The organism is Methanosarcina spelaei, assembly GCF_002287235.1.
In the GTDB taxonomy this organism is placed as follows: domain Archaea; phylum Halobacteriota; class Methanosarcinia; order Methanosarcinales; family Methanosarcinaceae; genus Methanosarcina; species Methanosarcina spelaei.
Map to the genome: position 1 here is coordinate 1 of NZ_LMVP01000334.1, position 16368 is coordinate 16368.

The following is a 16368-nucleotide window of genomic DNA, read 5'->3' on the forward strand; positions in this document are numbered from 1 at the left end:
TTCAAGTACGGTTCCTAGGGGAGAAAGGAGGAGCAATCCTCCCGACTTACCCAACAAGGTAATAAAAAGAAAGTTTTAGCTTGAGACTCCAGACTCTCCGGCATCTTACTCAGTTCATATACTTATTTAAAATATTATACTATTACGGCAGTGTACCGAATTTCTATAAATTTAAAGTCAACTTTTCGTATGCTGATTCTACTTTAGTCCTCTTGTTATTGGATTCTCCAACTACCATTTATTAAGATTTATTATTTTACGGAAAAATTGGCACACTACCGGAAAATCGGTCTCAATTAAAATGTCTCAATTAAAATATCTCAATTAAAATATCTCAATTAAAATGTCTCAATTAAAACATCTTAATTAAAATATATGATCTTTTCTTACACAACAGGTTCTCCAGTCTCTATCCTGTTCATATAACTCCTTTTGAACTCAATGTATTGTTTAGCAAGCTCTTCTGCCTTCTCCTGGCTCAAGAAGTTTAAGGCTTTTTCAAAGACTTTACCTTCCTCTTCTTCAATGTGATGGTCTATGCTTTGTTTCAGTTGACTAAGTTTAGGAGTCCATTCTTCATCTCTCTCTTCCATACCTTCTATTTCAAAGATCAAAGTTTTTGCATCATTGTGTTCTTTGTAAGCTTCACTGATGAGCTCACGTAATTCTTCTACTTCTTCAAGTACCGGATAGAAGAACTTCTCTTCTCCCATCATATGAGGATCAGCTTTAAGCTTTACTTTAAAAAAACTTATCTTTGAGCCATCCTGCAATGCTTGTCGGAGAAGGTCAGATATCTGATCATGCTCTTCTTTAAGGACATCATAAATGGTTCCCATAATTCCCCCTAACTTAAGATACAAAAAGGTGTATTTGAGAGAGCATATAAATAAGTAATCGGTACATGTAATTTATAATTAGAGTTAAGAATCTGAAAATAAAAAGGAAATATCTGATTTTTAATTAACCTTCTTCCAGGAGCTTCTGAAACCATACAATATCAAAAAATTTTCCGAACTTCGTTCCTGCAGCTTTAAACCTGCCGCATTCTGCAAACCCATGTTTAAGATGAAAATTCAGACTTGCCTGGTTTTTCGAGGAAACGCTTGCAAGTAGGCTTTTCATATTCTTCTTTTTAGCTTCCTGGCACAGGACATCCAGCAACTTTATTCCCAGGCCTTTTCTTGTGTACTCTGGGAGGATAAAGTATGAGACTACTCCAGTATGCTGGAAGTTTGGGAAGGGAAGATAAGGCCTCAGGGCTCCGATGCCGATCACTCTATTATCTTCTTCCATTACGTAAAAGGGGTAAAGCTCACTTTTATTCGGTTCACTCTCAGCATGGGAAGTCTGGAAAAACTCAGGCCCAACAGGGATTTCGAGGTAGGCTGCAAAGCTGTTATCAATATAGTAATTAAAGATTTCAAGCATTTCCTGAGTATCTTGCGATGTCGCTTCCCTTATTACAAGGTTTTGAAGCTTATCTCTTTCCTGCATACGCTATAATCGGAATGTAAATATTTAAGCTCTTTTAGTCAGTTGCAGTACAAGTTCTTTCAAATCCTCTTTTATCTGGACTTCTTATTTGTCATGATTTATATTTATAATTTATTATCAGTACGATTATATTTATATACTTATGCTATTGTATTATTCTCTGTTAAGTAAATCCAATCCACCCTATATTTCAGGCGGACTTTGATATTTTAAAAGGGGTCTAGAAGTCCAAAATTCGTGAGTTATCATACAATTGGTATGATTCCTTCAGGAATTTCGTCCTGAAAACAAAAAGCACAAGAGAACATATTTCTCAATGTACTTTCACAGAAGTGAAAAATAGATGTTTGTTAAGCGAAACAAAATTGTAGAACAGATCAGTGAAATACCGATTACACTTGGAGATATCTCTGAGAACATATTTGGGGGTATAATCACACAAAACGGTCTACTTCACAGGCTTGCCCTTCCTGAAGAGGGCGGTTCCGACTCGTATTATCTTTGTGAAGGCCTCTGTAGGCCTGTATTTATAGAACCCGAAATTGTTTATCCGTATGTATCAGGGGCTTTTTCCGAAAAATTTGCATTTCGCCCTTCACCTTATTGTTTCATGCTGCCTTATGAGTTGTCCGCTACGGAAGGAAAGAAAGAATATAATGTAATTCCGCCCGAAGAACTCAAGACAAGATTCCCTATGGCTTACGGGAGAATTTTGGAATTCAAAAGAAAGTTCCGCCACGATACTTCTCCCCTTAAATCTGCAGACTATAGTATAAAAGGCGGAAAATTTCTGGAGTACTTTAATTCTCCTAAAATTATTGCTACTGAAGGCTATCATCTGCAGGCTGCATATGATGCTGTAGGAAATCACGTGTTTGAGAATGGATGCGGTATTGTTCTCAAAGATCCAGGCAGGTATGCCTATGTTACTGCAGTGCTTAACAGTTCGATTGCCAGACTCTTTCCTTCAGTCTGTAAGTCTAAAATGGCGTACTCGAGCTACACAGCTCCTGCAGTAATAAAACGTTTCCCAATCGTGTACCCTGATAACAGGTTAACCGAAGACCTCATAGATACCATCTCCAGTTACCTTGCGTTCCTTAATAAGGAAAAGTATGCAAGGGATTACGGATTTCCAGACTGGCTTCGGGAACTTACAGTATTCTACGAGCAGATTTCGAACCTTCTGGTTCTTGATACTTACTTCATAAATGACCTTGATCCAGGGCTTTTGAATGCTCTTGAAGAAAATATTCACCCATACGCAGGAGACATGAATTCTGAAGACAGCGGTAGTATTCTGAGCGCACTGTATTATATAAAGCATCAGATTCTTGAGTCTTCAAGTTCTAAGAAATACAAACTTAATCTTGGATTTCCCGAAATTCTCAATTTCTCTCTGAGCAATGAAAAATTCTGAAAATCCCTTTTTAACTTTTATCTCAGAGAACAGCGGATTTATCTTTCTCCAATTTTTCAAACTTTTTATTCTTCATTGTTTTAGATTTAGACTTTTACTTTCTTCGAATTTCCAAACTTTTTATTTTTCATTATTTTAAATTTAGACTTTTACTTTCTTCGAACTCTCAAACTTTTAAATTCTTCATTATTTACATTTAGATTTTTATCAATAAGTTTATATATTTCGATTTTCCTCGATCGGAAAATCAAAACACTCTCAGGGCAAAGAAGTTAGTTTTCCAGTAGAATGGCTGAGACTTTCATTTTCTTCCAAAAACGATAGCTCTAATAGGAGTAGTTTGGTTGACTTTCTTACTTAATACATAAATTTATATATTTAGGCTTTGTGTAATTATATAAACATTTTATGTTTTTTAACTTCTTTCACCTAACTCTCCTATTTGCCTTACATCGATTCATAAAGGAAGGTAGTCTTATCAGCCTGGAAATTCCCACTGCTGCGTTTCCCTATATGGGAGCACTAATCTTTTCAGGAGTTATATCGACTTTACTTGCAGTCAAAGCTTACAAAGCTTTCAAGTACCGCAGGATGTATTTCTCAAAATATTTCATACTTATCATGTTAAGTATGTCTCTCTGGTCCGTGAATTATGCCTTTGAGGTAGGGTTCAAGGACATTGAGCTCAAATATCTCTTTGCCCGTCTGGAATATATTGGGATGGCTTTTGCTCCGGTAACATGGTTTTTATTTGCATCGGAATACTCAGGGGTATGTAAAGAATTCGTAAGAAAGTATCAAAAGACATTTTTCTTAATGCCTTTGGCAGTAATTCTTCTGATGCTTACAAACAGCTTTCACAGAATGTATTTTTCAGGTTATTACCCTGACTTCTCAAGGGGATTTCCTCTTCTTGTGCTCAAACATGGACCTTTTTTCTGGCTATTTTTTATTTATTCGTATATTTTAATTCTTTTTGGAATTTTCTTCTTTTTTAACCAATTTATCCATCTAACTGCACCTTACAGGGCCCAGGCAGCAATTGCTCTAACCGCAGCCTGTATTCCAGTCCTGGGGAATATTTTGCATATTGCACATGTAGGTCCTTTTGCATTCCTTGACCCTACTCCTTTTGCATTTACAATTACAGGTTTGGTTCTCTTCTGGGGCGTTATGCAGCACAAGTTCCTCAACATTATTCCTATTGCGAGAGAAAACGTAATCGAATCTATGAGTGACGGATATATCGTAGTAGACCTTGCAGATTCCATAGTAGATATCAATAAAGCTGCTCTTGAACTGACAGGAAAAACAAAAGAGGAGATTCTCGGAAAAAAATTAAATGAACTTTTCGGGAATGAAGTAAAAATGCCTCTGGGTGAAGACCATGAGGGTAATTTCAAAAGAGAAATTTTCTTGAAGAGCGGGCTTGAAACAAAACTTTTTACTCTCAGTGTTAGCCCTCTTCTAACAAAAGATGACAGTGAAGGCAGGCTACTAATAATGCATGACACTACTGAAACTTATAGATATCAAGAGGCCCTGAAACAGGCTAACAAGAAGATAAATCTCATGAGCAATATTACCAGACATGATATTCTCAACCAGGTGAATGTACTTTCAGGGTACACCGAATTAATTTCCGCAACTCTTCCGGAAAATGTAAAGAATGACCCCAGAATAGTGAAGTATCTGAGAAATCTCAATAAAAGTATTGAGACAATCCACAGCCAGATTGTTTTCACTAAAGACTACCAGGATCTCGGAGTAATTTCTCCGATCTGGCAATCCGTAAGTAATACAGCAAGAGAAGCAGCTTTTCCTTTTTCTGGCCAGAGCTTGAAGTTTTCTATAGAGGAAAGCAGAACGGAAATCTATGCAGATCCGCTGCTTAAAAAAGCTTTTTACAATCTGTTTGACAATGCAAGGGCACATGGTGAACATGTGACTGAAATTAGTGTTAACTCACACAAGATTGAAGACAATCTTGTAATTGAGGTAAAAGATAATGGTATAGGAGTTTCTCCTGAAATGAAAGATCTGATCTTTGAAAAATCCATCGGGAAAAATACAGGGCTTGGGCTTTTCCTTGTTAAAGACATTCTTTCCATTACAGGCATGGAGATAAAAGAAACCGGAACTGAAGGAACAGGGGCGAGGTTTGAAATTACAGTACCTTCTGGTAACTGGCGTGAAGCTAGTTCTCCGTGAATGGTTGATATTTAAGTATCTCAATTAATTCTAGACCCATGTTTTTCGCATTATATCAGCATTAATCAGATTTTCACATAATATTCCAAGACCACCAAACTTTTACACCATATTCAGTACCGCCAAACTTTTACGCCATATTCAGTACCACCAAACTTTTCACATCATATCCAAAATCGCTATTTCACATAATTTTCAATATCATACTCGTTATTTCTTCTGCTTTCATCACTGGAACCAGTCTTTTACTCCCTACCAATTTTTAATTCATATCAATTATTTTAATTAATCTCTGTGAGTTTTTTCATTCATATATTTTTATATCTTTGTTTCAATATATTGTCTTTCTGAAAAGATTCTCTAAAAAGCATTTTTAGCCGACGATTACATTCTGGTGACAAAAATGAGTACATTTACCCTGAGAGAGAGATTTGAAAAGGCACTCAAAGGAGAGGCTTTAGATATTGTTCCTGTCTGTTCGGTAACCCAGACAGGCACTGTAGAACTAATGGAAATGACTGGAGCATATTGGCCCCAGGCAAATTTCAATGCCGATAAGATGGCTGCGCTCGCACTTGCCGGGTATGAGATTGCAGGATTTGAAAATGTGCGCTGTCCTTTTGACATCACCGTACTTGCCGAGACCCTTGGCTGCACAGTAAACGAAGGAAGTATAGATATGCAACCTTATATAACGGATTTTCCATGCAAAAACGAGGAAGATGTGAAGAACACAACAGTTCCTGATTCGCTTCTTGAGAGCAAGCGGACCTCGGTAGTCCTGGAAGCAGTCGAAATTCTGGATGAGAAAGTAGGAGAGACGGTGCCTGTTATTGCAGGAGTTGTGGGCCCTGCTGGACTTGCCTCCATGCTTGCCGGAATAAAAAATTATCTTACATGGTTTGTGAAGAGTCCTGAAGTTGTTGAGGAACTAATGGAAGTTCTTACCGATTCCTGCATAGAATATGCCAATGGCCTGCTTGAAAGAGGCGCACATGCCATAACTCTTATAGATTCCGAAGCCGGACCTGACATTATTTCCCCTCAGATGTTCGAAGAATCGGTCTTTCCTCTTTACAGGAAATTTTGCAGGAAAGTAAAAGGCTTGAAAGTCCTTCACATGTGTGGCGATGCCACCGCTGTTCTTGATCCTCTGGGAAATGCAGGATTTGATGGAATAAGCATTGAAGAAAAAGTAAGTGTAAGTTTTGCAAAAGCGATTACAGGCAATCGGGTGAGGCTTATAGGAAATGTTTCTCCGTCCGATACCCTGCTCTCAAAAGAGCCTGAGGCAGTTCTCATTGAAGCTACTGCATGCCTTGAAGACGGAGTTGATATCCTTGCTCCAGGCTGTGGGCTTGCTCCGCATACTCCACTTGAGAATATAAAAGCACTTGTCCGGGCAAGAGATGAATTTCTTACAGTGAATCTTCGTTGAGAACAATATGGTAGATCTTTTTAAATGAACCTATTCCATCTCTTTTTTATATTTTTTAAAGCCTATAAGGTTTATGAATATTGCAGAAACCAGTCTAAAGGCATAGTCTGCAATTACTGGCAGATATGGCTTATTACTGCCATAATATGGCTTTTTGTTTTTCAGAGTACTTGCGGCTGATCTGCTGTAGTATTCATATATTGATGGATAAATTATCGAATAAGCTGAAAATTCTCAATTTCCACTTAGGGAGTGAGCAACAATTGGCTGATCTTAAACAAAAATTCCTGCGACCGAGCAAAACTATGACAGAAAATAATTCAAAAGCAGTTCGGGACTTTATACCTGAAGTTCTCAAACTTTCAGGCAAGGAATGCATAGTCCGTGAGCTTTCAGATTCCAGTTTTCTTCCTGAGCTTGAAAAGAAGCTCGAGGAGGAACTAAAGGAATATCTTGAAAGTAAAGAGATTGAGGAGCTTGCAGACCTGCTTGAGGTAATTTACAGGATAGCAGAACTGAGAGGTTCTTCAAAAGCAGAACTTGAGACAATAAGGCAGCGGAAAAAACAGGAAAAGGGCGGATTTGAGAAAAATTTTCTCCTACTTAATCTGCTCGAAAAAAGCTCTTATCCTGGGTTACGCTCTGCTGGCTCTACAGAATCCAGGCGTGTGGTTTTCAAGCCTGAGGATGCGGCAGTAATTGAGAAAAAGGGAGTGAAGATGAGAATCTACACCACTAAAGCCGAATCCGAAAATGCCGGTATACTCTATCAGGAAACACATAAAGGACACACAGAGGAATTCCTACATGAAAAAAGCGATTTCATATATTATATCCTGGAAGGTGATGGCGTCTGGATAGTTGAGGACAAAGAGTTTGAGGCCCGAACCGGTGACGTAGTTGTCGTGCCTGCAGGAAAAAGATTCTGGTTCCGTGGAAATCTCAAGCAGGTCTGCGTAACTGCTCCGGCCTGGGAAGAACAGTATGAGCGCCACATAAGAGATCTTGAATTGTAAGGGTGCAAATTCTGCTCTACGTGAAAATTACATCAAGATATGCCGCAAGAAGAGTCGATGCCATAGAAAAGGTATTAAGAATTGACGTCTCCGTGGTTTTAACTTGTTTCAATTCGGCCTCAGGTTCTTTTGTTTCCAGGGCATTTAGTCAGAATGCAAATTTAACTGATGAAGTTAAAGCTTTTCGAATGCTACCTTATTTTTTGTTTGATCTATTATCTTTTTAATAAATTCATCTTCAAGCTCCTCTATTACAAGGAGAACAAACTCTACATTATCTGAATACGTTTCTTCCTGGATTACTGCATATTTCTCTATAAGATTTCTTACTTTCTGACTTTCTGCATATCCAAGATGTATCTTTAATCTGACCTGCTCGAAGACTTCGATAACTTCTGCCTCTTCAATAGCCAAGAGTGCCGTATCCCGGTATGCTCTTGAGAGCCTCCCAAAACCCAGTTTTATTCCCCCGAAATACCGGGTCACGGCCACAGCCGCATTCAGGATTTCTTTTGATTCGAGTATTTTAAAAACAGGTTTTCCTGAGCTGCCCGCAGGCTCCCCGTCGTCATCATATTTGAGAGCAAAAGAGCTTTTTTCTTTTATAAAATAAGCCGAAACATTGTGGTTTGCATCACGGTGTAATTCCTTTATACCTTTTATGAAAGCTTTTGCATCAGCTTCACTTTCCACAGGTCTGGCATAGCCTATGAACAGAGAGTTTTTGAATTCATTTTGAGCCTTACCACAGTGTTTAAGAGTTTTGTAACTTTTCAGTGTTTTATCCTCAGACTACTTTCGGATCTTGCCCAAACCGGGAGTTAACAGGTTTGCGCTTCCTTAACGGAGGGATATTATAACCCATTTAAATACTTTTCTCTCCCCGAATAGTTATTCTTTTCCAACACTTTACTTATATATTCGCCTTGTGAAATTTATTTCATATATACTGATATAATATATGCTGTTAGTTTTTTAATGTTTCAAGTAGTACAAAAAATATTCTTATCTGGACATATATCCTAAATAAATACACTATTTTGTGGTATTATTCTTTTATCAAATCGAAAAGTTTTAATGTTATTGGCTGGTCATGCATAAATATCTCATATTAAAATCCCATAATTTTATATGAGCTGGGTGTAAAAAAGGAAGAGAACTTTAGAGGTATTATTAATGAAAAAAATGTTAAAGATTATGGCAATGCTCCTTGTCATTAGTGCTGTTGTTTTTGCAGCCGGCTGTTCTGATAAGAAGGCTGACACAACAGCAGAAAATGGATCTCAAGAAGAAATGACTAACGAAGCTCCAGTAGCAGACCAAAATGTAACCGAGTCCGAAGATGTAGCTGCAGAGACTCCAGCTGCAAGTGACAACATTACAGTTGGAGACGAGCCTGCAGACAATTTAACAGTTGAAGACAATGGCTCTGCAGCTGACAACTTAACTGTTGAAGACAACGACTCCGTAGACGAAAACGTCACGGTTGAAGACAACTCCTCTGCAGATGTTACAGACGACGCTTCTAATGTTACAGGCGATGCTTCTGCAGATGAAAACACTACACAAACCGTTTAAATTAAATAACGTAAAAAGGAATTATCCAAGTAGCCTTTCTAATAGGCTACAATTTTAATTTTTAAAACGACTTGATATAAATCGGCTCTAATTTTATATCTCTTTACATTGAAAGATTTTAAGAAAATTTTTGGATATAATCATAATTAATTTTTGCTTACTGTCGTCAGAGAAAACATTATTATATATTTAATGATTTTGTCTCGTTTTAATAATCATATCTTATAAAAATATCTTCCAATTCGCTGAAGTTAATATGAAGGACCTTTGTTTCTTTTTTATCATAATATATGGGAGTTTCAAAGACGGTCTTGAAACTTGCAATGTCGAACCTGCATATCGAACTTGTAATGTCGAACCTGTAATATCGAACCTTGTAATATCGAATCTGCAATATCGAGTAAGGCTCTAGAAACACTGTAAACTGATTAATATTCTGATATGTTATCTCTTTGCTTGGACTAAAGAAGTAAAACTCTGAAAAGCCTCAGTCTGAAATAAAAAAGTAACTGCGTCTATAAATAAACCATTTTAAAAATAATAACTTTCTAACTGTAATTTTACTCTTGTTTTCACAATTTTTATGTAATAGTTTCTTTAATTACCGCTATTATTATTGAGGCCAAAAAATGATAGAAACCCTGAAAGCTTATCTTGACCTTACACGTGCTCATTTTCTTCCTGCCTGGCCCCTGGTTTCCTGCTCTGGGTTATTGCTTGCTTTTGCAAACTATGGCGGCTTTTCCTGGGCGTTGACTATTAAGGTGGCTCTTATGGGCCTGCTTGGGTTTGAAGCCGGTTTTATACTTAATGATTATGTGGACAGGAACAGAGATAGACTCGATGTAGAGAACACGCTTACAAGGTACTGGAGACCTTTTAAAGAGAGACCTATCCCTTCAGGAAAAGTTTCTTCAAAAATCGCCTTCTCATTATTTATCCTGCTTGTAGCGGTTGTTTCAGCCTTGATTCTTACACTTCCCTATCCAAACTCTTTATACGTGTTCGCAATTATGATATACTCTTACGGCATTGAAGCTTTTTACCAGGTAAAAAAGAGAAATCAGGGTTACCCGATTGCCCAGCTTCTTGGCAGGACGGATTTTACGCTTTTTCCGGTGGCAGGCTATCTCTGCTACGGGCAGCCAGACATGACTATTCTACTCTACATGGTTTTTTTCTATCCCTGGACAATGGCGCATCTTGGATTGAATGACTTTATAGACCTGAAAAATGATCAGGCAAGAGACCTGAAGTCAATAGCCGTACTCTATGGTGAAAAAGGGACAATGTACTGGATTACAGGTTTTACAGTCCTGCATGTTCTTGCAGCTGTTTTCTTTCTTCCGGAGCTTGGAGAGATTGCTCTTTACGGTTTTTTTGCAGGCTTTGTAATCCTTGCAGGGGCAAATCTTTACATGTGGAGAGAGAAAAGTCCTGGCGCCGGAATGAAGATACTGCCTGTTTATCATGGGATTCTGATAATATACGCAGTTTCGATTATTCTTGACTTCATATACTGAGTTTGTTATATACCCGGTCGGAAAAATGGCACTGCTGAGAGGTGTCCTGGAGTTTTATTTTTTCTTCCTACTCCTTTTCGGTTTTTTCTCAATTTCTTTTTCCAATCACTCTAGAGCCAATTACTGTTAGTTTCCTGTTTCTGTTAGTTTCCTGTTTTTGTTAGTTTTCTGTTTCCATTTACAAAAAGTATAAGCATATAGTTTACTTTTATATTAATGGGGGAGAGGAGTACGAAAGAAACCGTAAAAGCCTTGATAGATCTGACAAGAGCCCACTTTTTTCCGGTCTGGATTTTGCTTTTCTCTTCAGGCCTTGCACTTGCTTTTGAGAATTACGGAGATTTTTCCTGGCCAGTGACATTCAAAGCCGTCTTAATCGGATCTTTCGGATTTGGAGGCGGGCTAGTGCTCAACGACTTAGTTGACCGGAAAAAGGACAGTCTTGATGTTGAGGGTTCCCTTACAACCTACTGGAGGCCTTTCAAAAGTCGTCCGCTTCCATCTGGAAGGCTTTCCCCTAATTTTGCCCTGATAATTTTTCTGCTGCTTTCCGGGCTTACTGGACTGGTAATGATTACTTTGCCTTATCCAAACTCTTTTTATGTATTCTTTGCAATGCTTTTGTCATGTATTTTCGAGTATTTTTATCAGATTAAAAGAAAGAACCAGAATTTCCCGGTCGCTCAGCTTGCAGGCAGGATGGATTTTACTCTTTTTCCAATCGCAGGCTATCTCTGCTATGGGCAGCCTGATATGTCTGTACTGCTCTACCTGCTCTTTTTTTATCCCTGGACACTTGCACACCTTGCAGTCAACGATTTCATTGATACGGAAAACGACAAAGCCAGAGGAATAAAATCAATTCCCGTACTTTATGGTACTGAAGGAACTTTACTCTGGATTTCGGGTTTTACGCTTGTGCATTATTTCACAGCGCTTCTTTTTTTAAGACAGCTAGGTGATATTGCATTTTACGGCTTTATATCAGGGTTTCTGGTTCTAGGGTTTGCAAATTATAAGCTCCTCAAAAAAAGAAGTCAGAAGGCTGGCCTGCTCGCACTTTTCCTTTATCATGTTTCACTGGTACTCTACTCGGGCTCAATAGTTATTGATTCTTTATTCTGACCCGATCTGACTTTTTCTGCCCCTCTTTCCAACTCTTTTCAAATTTTCCCATCAACTCTTAATTTTTCCTTCTGCAAAGCCTCAGAGTATGGCAGCGCAGGCTTCCTCCTCCTGCAAGCAGGGCATCGGGGTGAAAAGAAATAATCTCGATACCTTCATTTTCAAGGTTTTTCCTGGTTTTGTGATCAAGTGCAGTATCGTAGTGAAAAATAGTTCCGCTTTCGAGAGGAACAAAAGAACAGGCCAGGCGTCTTTGTTCTGAATCCGAAACAGAAATAATTTCCATTCTTTTCTCATGCATGAAAGCTTTAAAATCGATTTTTTCGATGGAATCTTCAGTAAACAGGCAGCTTTCCTTAAATGCAGGTAGATAAGCAAGGGAAAGATCTTCCCTTATTCTATTGAAGACAGTATCAGGGTGCATATATCGCCTGGCTTTCGGAACCCGGACATAAATAACTTCACTGAAGTCTTTCAGAACATTTGAAATAAATTCCTTGATAAATGGGTAGGTGTGCCTTTCCGTATCAGCTACAAAGACTGTTTCTTTTGAAAGCAAGAGACAGCCTTCAAAAAACCCCTGCCCTCCATTGAATTCGCTTAGAATGGGAATTCCCAGATTATTCAGGGCTTCCTTTACAACAACTTCTTCTTTCTCCCTGGCAGGCGGGCGCATTCTTGAGAGAATAGCACCTTTTCTGGAAATAGCTGCAGTATCATGTAAAAAAGTTAGATTTGGCATCTTCGTAATTAAGTCTATGTTTTCGTCCACATAATCCTCAAGTTCATAAATCCTGACGCCGCTTGACTCCAGCAACTCTTGGTAACTTCTATGCTCTTTGATATACCCGGAAATTTCAGGGACCTTATCGTATAGCCAGTATTTGTAGTTCGATTCGTTGAGTAGAGAAAGTTCTTCTCCAGGCGTATGCATCATTACACTTTTCAGCCGCCCTAGTTCCTCACACCCGTAAATGATATCTGGCCTTGTTTTTTCGGCCCTTTTCAGTTCATCAATCTCGCAACCCATACCCTGAATCTCCCACTTAACCTATGTCGTTCTCAAACACGTTTTTTTGCAAGGATTATGGCACTTTCCCGGTCTTCACTCAGGAAACCCTTGAGGACCTCAAATCCGCAAATGTCCAGAAAATCTATAACCTGGTCATATGTATATTTATAAGTGAAACCCATCCGGATGACGTCTCCTTCTCTGAAGCCCATGGTTTCTTCTCCAATCGTGAGTTCAGTATCCTTCAGGATATACAGACTCTTCCTGGTTCTGTATACTCCCCCTATCCTTGAGTTTACATGAGCAAGCAAGAGTTCAAAATCGAAATCCTCAGGATCCATTCCGTACTGAAGCAGGGGATACATATTGAAGAGGATATTCTCTCTTGAAGTATACGTGCCCATTACGGATCTCCTTACAGATTGTGCCTCCGGGCCATCAGTAGGCAGCAGGCTGGCATCGAAGAAAAAAAGATCTCCCTGCTCGAGATTTTCATGGACAAGCTGAAGAATGAACTCTGGCTCGTAATTGCAAAAGGTATTTCCCAGAATACAGAAAAGAATCGGGCGACGCCAATTTATTTTAAGGGCTGCCATATCCTCTATGAAACCAACTATTCCTTTCTTTTCTACAGGCAGGTTATCGACCTTTTCAAGGGCGATATCTACAAACTCACTGTTTATATCGATAGGGTAATAGCGTATCGACGCTTTTCCTGAGTACTCATTTTCAGCTAGATTTTTCTTTACTAATGCTTCGAGAAAAATTCTTTCTTTCTCTCCATTTCCAACTCCCACACTTACGAGACTCATGCCTGTTGGAATAAATCTCACGATGGAGTCCAGATTTTTTTCCAGAAGGACTTTAAGCTGCCTGGCTACAGGAAACGCCTCAGCCCCATCAAGTTTCAGCCAGTTTTTTGCTCCTCCGGTACCGGTATACAGAAGATAATCAGGCAGTTCATGGTTTTTCAGGCATTGGCAGAGTCTTCCTTCTATTTCCTCCTTACTTGTAATTACTGTCTTTTCCTTATTTTCCGAAACCCGTCCAAATTCCACTCTTCCTGTACTGTTCAATTTCTCACCTTCTCCACAAACTATTCAACAGCACATTTATTATTGTTATTATTATTATTATTATTATTATTATTATTATTATTTCTTTTTAACACATGTTATTGCCTGAGTTCTTCTTTTCCCGTTCTTTTACCATTGTTTTACAATCTGCCATTTATTTGAAACACTGCTGGCACTCCATTCTGAGGGCTTCAAGAGGGTCGATACCACGTTTTATTCCTACGCTGTAAGCATATCCCCTGCAGCCTATGCACTCTTCTGCATATTCGCAGTTTTTGCACCTTCCCTCGAGCATTTTATCGATGTTTCGGACATAGGTGAAAAGACTGGAATCATAAATTTCCCGAAGGCTCATTTTGTTTATATTATAGGGATATTCCCCTCCAACTTTAAACGCAGGATGCTCGTCCAGCTTTGTAGGCGCGCAGGGCCGGACATTTCCTTCTATATTGATATACAGGCTGTAAAGGTGCTGAAGGCAGCCACTTGCTGTAATCGGTGTGTAAGGCAGCCAGTCATAACCGTAATATCTCCGGTCGATTTCCAGCAGTTTTAATTTATACTCCTTTATTTCGTCAGCCGTGAGCAGCTTATCTTCAAGTTCATCATTCGCTCTGCCTGTCGGCGTTAGAATTTCCATATTGGGGAAAATATTGTTTTGCCTGCAGAAATGCCAGATCTCCTCTATTTCTTCCAGATTCATTTTGTTACTGACAAAAGAAACTCCCAGACGAAGTTCTCCAGGTCCTGCAGGTTTTGAAAAGCCTGTTTTGAGAAGGTTTTGAAGCCCTTTTTTGATATCTTCGGAGGCTCCTGCTCTTCCTGCGAGGTAGTCCTGAACCTCGGGCTTAAGGGAATCTAACTTTCCCATTACTGAGGCATTATGTTTGTACAGGAATACTGCAAGCTCTTCTGTCATCAAAACTGTATTCGAAAAAATTACTGGGATTATTCCCAGGGAATCAATATAGGCTATTAAACTCCTGAAACTCGGGTAAAGGGTCGGCTCTCCTCCCCCTATTACGACCACAGACCTGGCCCCGAGTTCTTTTGCCTCCTGAATAATACGCTTGAGATTATTAAAATCAGCTATTTTTGCCGAGTCCTCACCACTCTGTGCATAGCAATAGCGACAGTGAAGATTGCAGGACTTATTCGTTTCAAGGCGTATGGCTAAAAGCCTGTTTGAGTTTCGTGCCTGATGAGCTTCCTGTGCTCCATACATGTACCCTTTCAGTACCGGAGGCGGTGAAAACAAGCTTATAGTCTCCAGGTTCTTTAATTCTTTCTCCCACATATAAAAATATATATTTGACGTTCCTTATCAAATTACAAGAAACTAAGTGCTTTTTGAGTCTATCTTCTAACTGATAAAAATGTAATGTATTGACAGTAAACAAGTATTCCAGTTACTTTGGTTTTGTTTTTCCAGTTACTTTGGTTTCGTTTTCCAGTTACTTTGGTTTCGTTTTATAACTCATTTAACGCAATATGACAAATTCAGTATTATTCTTATTCTTCCTGATTAAATTGAGTAAGGTTTAATTATCTTCCTCACATAGTTTTTTTCAATTTTTAGAGGGAAGTGACTGACAATGAACAGAAAGATGACCATTTTTGGAGGATTTGTCTTATTTTTTCTCTTTTTGCTTGTGTTGGGTTCAATGTATTTGGAAAATGAAAACGAAGAAATGTATAATGACAGTCTTATGAGTAATTATGAATATGATATAATTATAGAAAGCAACAGAACCCTGCAAAATGTAACTTTGTATTTGCCTGTTCCAGTTTTTGAGAATGAATCCGAAGTAGGACTGGAAATGGTGAATGGTGATTATTACAATAAGCCTTCAAATTGGAATCTTAGCCTTGAAGATACTGAGCATGGACTAATGTTCAAAATGGAAACTGTCGAAATTAAACCTGTTTATCATTCTCTTCCTGTAGCTGTACCCGAGCCTGAGCCTGGATCTGAAAATATTGAAGATGAAGTTGAGGAAGAAGAACAAATAGTGGAGTCCAATGAATACTCAGAAGAAACTCCAGTTTTGACATCGTTTGATTTCGGGACCAATGTAAAGGCTGACCATATGATTAATACCAGATTTCCTGTTGGTAATGAGCCCGTGCTCCTGCCCAAACATAATCTTCGAGAATCCGAAGAAGAACCTATAGTTTCCCGATCTGAGCATCTCAATCCCGAACATTTTGATTACGAAAGCCTTGTCTATGCACACTATGATACGTCTCATGATGCCGATGTCCAGATTTTTGTCGAGCTCAATAGCCGGAATGAATGGTGGATCTATGGATGGCAATATAATGACTACGTTGATAGAATTTCTATCCGGCTTTCAGGCCCGCAGGAAGGCTGGGTAAAGGTGGAAGGAAAACTTACTACAGGAGACGGAATTTACAGAGAATAATTATAGAAAATAACTATTGAGAGCAGGCTCTTCTTCTCTACTTTTT

The 16368-nt window shown here is 38.7% G+C and carries 14 protein-coding genes; 8 read left to right on the forward strand and 6 right to left on the reverse strand.

The genetic code is table 11. From position 1 onward, the window contains the following. Positions 1-386: 386 nt before the first annotated feature. Both ASJ81_RS13835 and ASJ81_RS13840 read right to left on the reverse strand, forming a co-directional pair. Positions 387-839: a hemerythrin domain-containing protein gene (locus ASJ81_RS13835; protein WP_095644912.1), complete on the reverse strand. Its 453-nt coding sequence runs from the start codon at positions 837-839 to the stop codon at positions 387-389. 124 nt (positions 840-963) lie between these two features. Then, on the reverse strand, positions 964-1497 hold the full coding sequence (locus tag ASJ81_RS13840) for a GNAT family N-acetyltransferase (RefSeq protein ID WP_095644913.1): 534 nt from the start codon (positions 1495-1497) through the stop codon (positions 964-966). Positions 1498-1840: 343 nt separating this feature from the next. Between ASJ81_RS13840 and ASJ81_RS13845 the strand changes: the two genes are divergently transcribed. The 4 genes from ASJ81_RS13845 (at position 1841) to ASJ81_RS13860 (ending at position 7582) form a co-directional block, all read left to right on the forward strand. Then, positions 1841-2917, forward strand: coding sequence for a hypothetical protein (locus tag ASJ81_RS13845; protein ID WP_095644914.1), 1077 nt, complete (start codon positions 1841-1843; stop codon positions 2915-2917). Between the two features lie 513 nt (positions 2918-3430). Further along, positions 3431-5128: a histidine kinase N-terminal 7TM domain-containing protein gene (locus ASJ81_RS13850; RefSeq protein ID WP_095644915.1), complete on the forward strand. Its 1698-nt coding sequence runs from the start codon at positions 3431-3433 to the stop codon at positions 5126-5128. A gap of 403 nt (positions 5129-5531) precedes the next feature. Then, positions 5532-6566: a methylcobamide:CoM methyltransferase MtaA gene (mtaA, locus tag ASJ81_RS13855; protein ID WP_095644916.1), complete on the forward strand. Its 1035-nt coding sequence runs from the start codon at positions 5532-5534 to the stop codon at positions 6564-6566. Positions 6567-6871: 305 nt separating this feature from the next. Further along, positions 6872-7582, forward strand: a complete 711-nt coding sequence (locus ASJ81_RS13860; RefSeq protein ID WP_095644951.1) for a cupin domain-containing protein — start codon at positions 6872-6874, stop codon at positions 7580-7582. A gap of 174 nt (positions 7583-7756) precedes the next feature. Here the strand turns inward: ASJ81_RS13860 and ASJ81_RS13865 are convergent, their stop codons facing one another. After that, positions 7757-8359, reverse strand: coding sequence for an IMPACT family protein (locus tag ASJ81_RS13865; protein WP_095644917.1), 603 nt, complete (start codon positions 8357-8359; stop codon positions 7757-7759). A gap of 399 nt (positions 8360-8758) precedes the next feature. Between ASJ81_RS13865 and ASJ81_RS13870 the strand changes: the two genes are divergently transcribed. The 3 genes from ASJ81_RS13870 to ASJ81_RS13880 all read left to right on the forward strand — a co-directional run bounded on the left by ASJ81_RS13870 (position 8759) and on the right by ASJ81_RS13880 (position 11808). Beyond that, positions 8759-9160 carry a hypothetical protein gene (locus tag ASJ81_RS13870; protein WP_095644918.1) on the forward strand — a complete coding sequence of 134 codons (402 nt, stop codon included), beginning with the start codon at positions 8759-8761 and terminating at the stop codon, positions 9158-9160. A 629-nt stretch (positions 9161-9789) separates the two neighbouring features. Further along, a complete protein-coding gene (locus ASJ81_RS13875; protein WP_095644919.1) occupies positions 9790-10683 on the forward strand; it encodes a prenyltransferase in 894 nt (297 codons plus the stop codon). Positions 10684-10899: 216 nt separating this feature from the next. Then, on the forward strand, positions 10900-11808 hold the full coding sequence (locus ASJ81_RS13880; RefSeq protein WP_095644920.1) for a UbiA family prenyltransferase: 909 nt from the start codon (positions 10900-10902) through the stop codon (positions 11806-11808). A gap of 58 nt (positions 11809-11866) precedes the next feature. Here ASJ81_RS13880 and ASJ81_RS13885 read toward each other — a convergent pair whose 3' ends face one another. From ASJ81_RS13885 to ASJ81_RS13895, 3 genes are all read right to left on the reverse strand, one after another. After that, positions 11867-12838, reverse strand: a complete 972-nt coding sequence (locus ASJ81_RS13885) for an arginine deiminase family protein (RefSeq protein WP_095644921.1) — start codon at positions 12836-12838, stop codon at positions 11867-11869. A 32-nt stretch (positions 12839-12870) separates the two neighbouring features. Further along, entirely contained in the window at positions 12871-13896 is a 1026-nt protein-coding gene (locus ASJ81_RS13890) for an L-histidine N(alpha)-methyltransferase (RefSeq protein WP_095644922.1), read from the reverse strand. Positions 13897-14050: 154 nt separating this feature from the next. Continuing rightward, positions 14051-15154, reverse strand: a complete 1104-nt coding sequence (locus ASJ81_RS13895) for a radical SAM protein (protein ID WP_245860161.1) — start codon at positions 15152-15154, stop codon at positions 14051-14053. Between the two features lie 337 nt (positions 15155-15491). Here ASJ81_RS13895 and ASJ81_RS13900 point away from each other — a divergent pair, with 337 nt between their 5' ends. Continuing rightward, entirely contained in the window at positions 15492-16322 is an 831-nt protein-coding gene (locus ASJ81_RS13900) for a hypothetical protein (protein WP_095644924.1), read from the forward strand. The last annotated feature ends 46 nt before the right edge of the window (positions 16323-16368 follow it).

Excerpts from the sequence above, each read along its gene's own strand:
- ASJ81_RS13840 (WP_095644913.1), bottom strand. The coding sequence starts at position 1,497 with ATGCAGGAAAGAGATAAGCTTCAAAACCTTGTAATAAGGGAAGCGACA.
- ASJ81_RS13885 (WP_095644921.1), bottom strand. The coding sequence starts at position 12,838 with ATGGGTTGCGAGATTGATGAACTGAAAAGGGCCGAAAAAACAAGGCCA.
- ASJ81_RS13845 (WP_095644914.1), top strand. The coding sequence starts at position 1,841 with ATGTTTGTTAAGCGAAACAAAATTGTAGAACAGATCAGTGAAATACCG.
- ASJ81_RS13835 (WP_095644912.1), bottom strand. The coding sequence starts at position 839 with ATGGGAACCATTTATGATGTCCTTAAAGAAGAGCATGATCAGATATCT.
- ASJ81_RS13875 (WP_095644919.1), top strand. The coding sequence starts at position 9,790 with ATGATAGAAACCCTGAAAGCTTATCTTGACCTTACACGTGCTCATTTT.
- ASJ81_RS13870 (WP_095644918.1), top strand. The coding sequence starts at position 8,759 with ATGAAAAAAATGTTAAAGATTATGGCAATGCTCCTTGTCATTAGTGCT.
- mtaA (WP_095644916.1), top strand. The coding sequence starts at position 5,532 with ATGAGTACATTTACCCTGAGAGAGAGATTTGAAAAGGCACTCAAAGGA.
- ASJ81_RS13880 (WP_095644920.1), top strand. The coding sequence starts at position 10,900 with ATGGGGGAGAGGAGTACGAAAGAAACCGTAAAAGCCTTGATAGATCTG.
- ASJ81_RS13860 (WP_095644951.1), top strand. The coding sequence starts at position 6,872 with ATGACAGAAAATAATTCAAAAGCAGTTCGGGACTTTATACCTGAAGTT.
- ASJ81_RS13850 (WP_095644915.1), top strand. The coding sequence starts at position 3,431 with ATGGGAGCACTAATCTTTTCAGGAGTTATATCGACTTTACTTGCAGTC.
- ASJ81_RS13900 (WP_095644924.1), top strand. The coding sequence starts at position 15,492 with ATGAACAGAAAGATGACCATTTTTGGAGGATTTGTCTTATTTTTTCTC.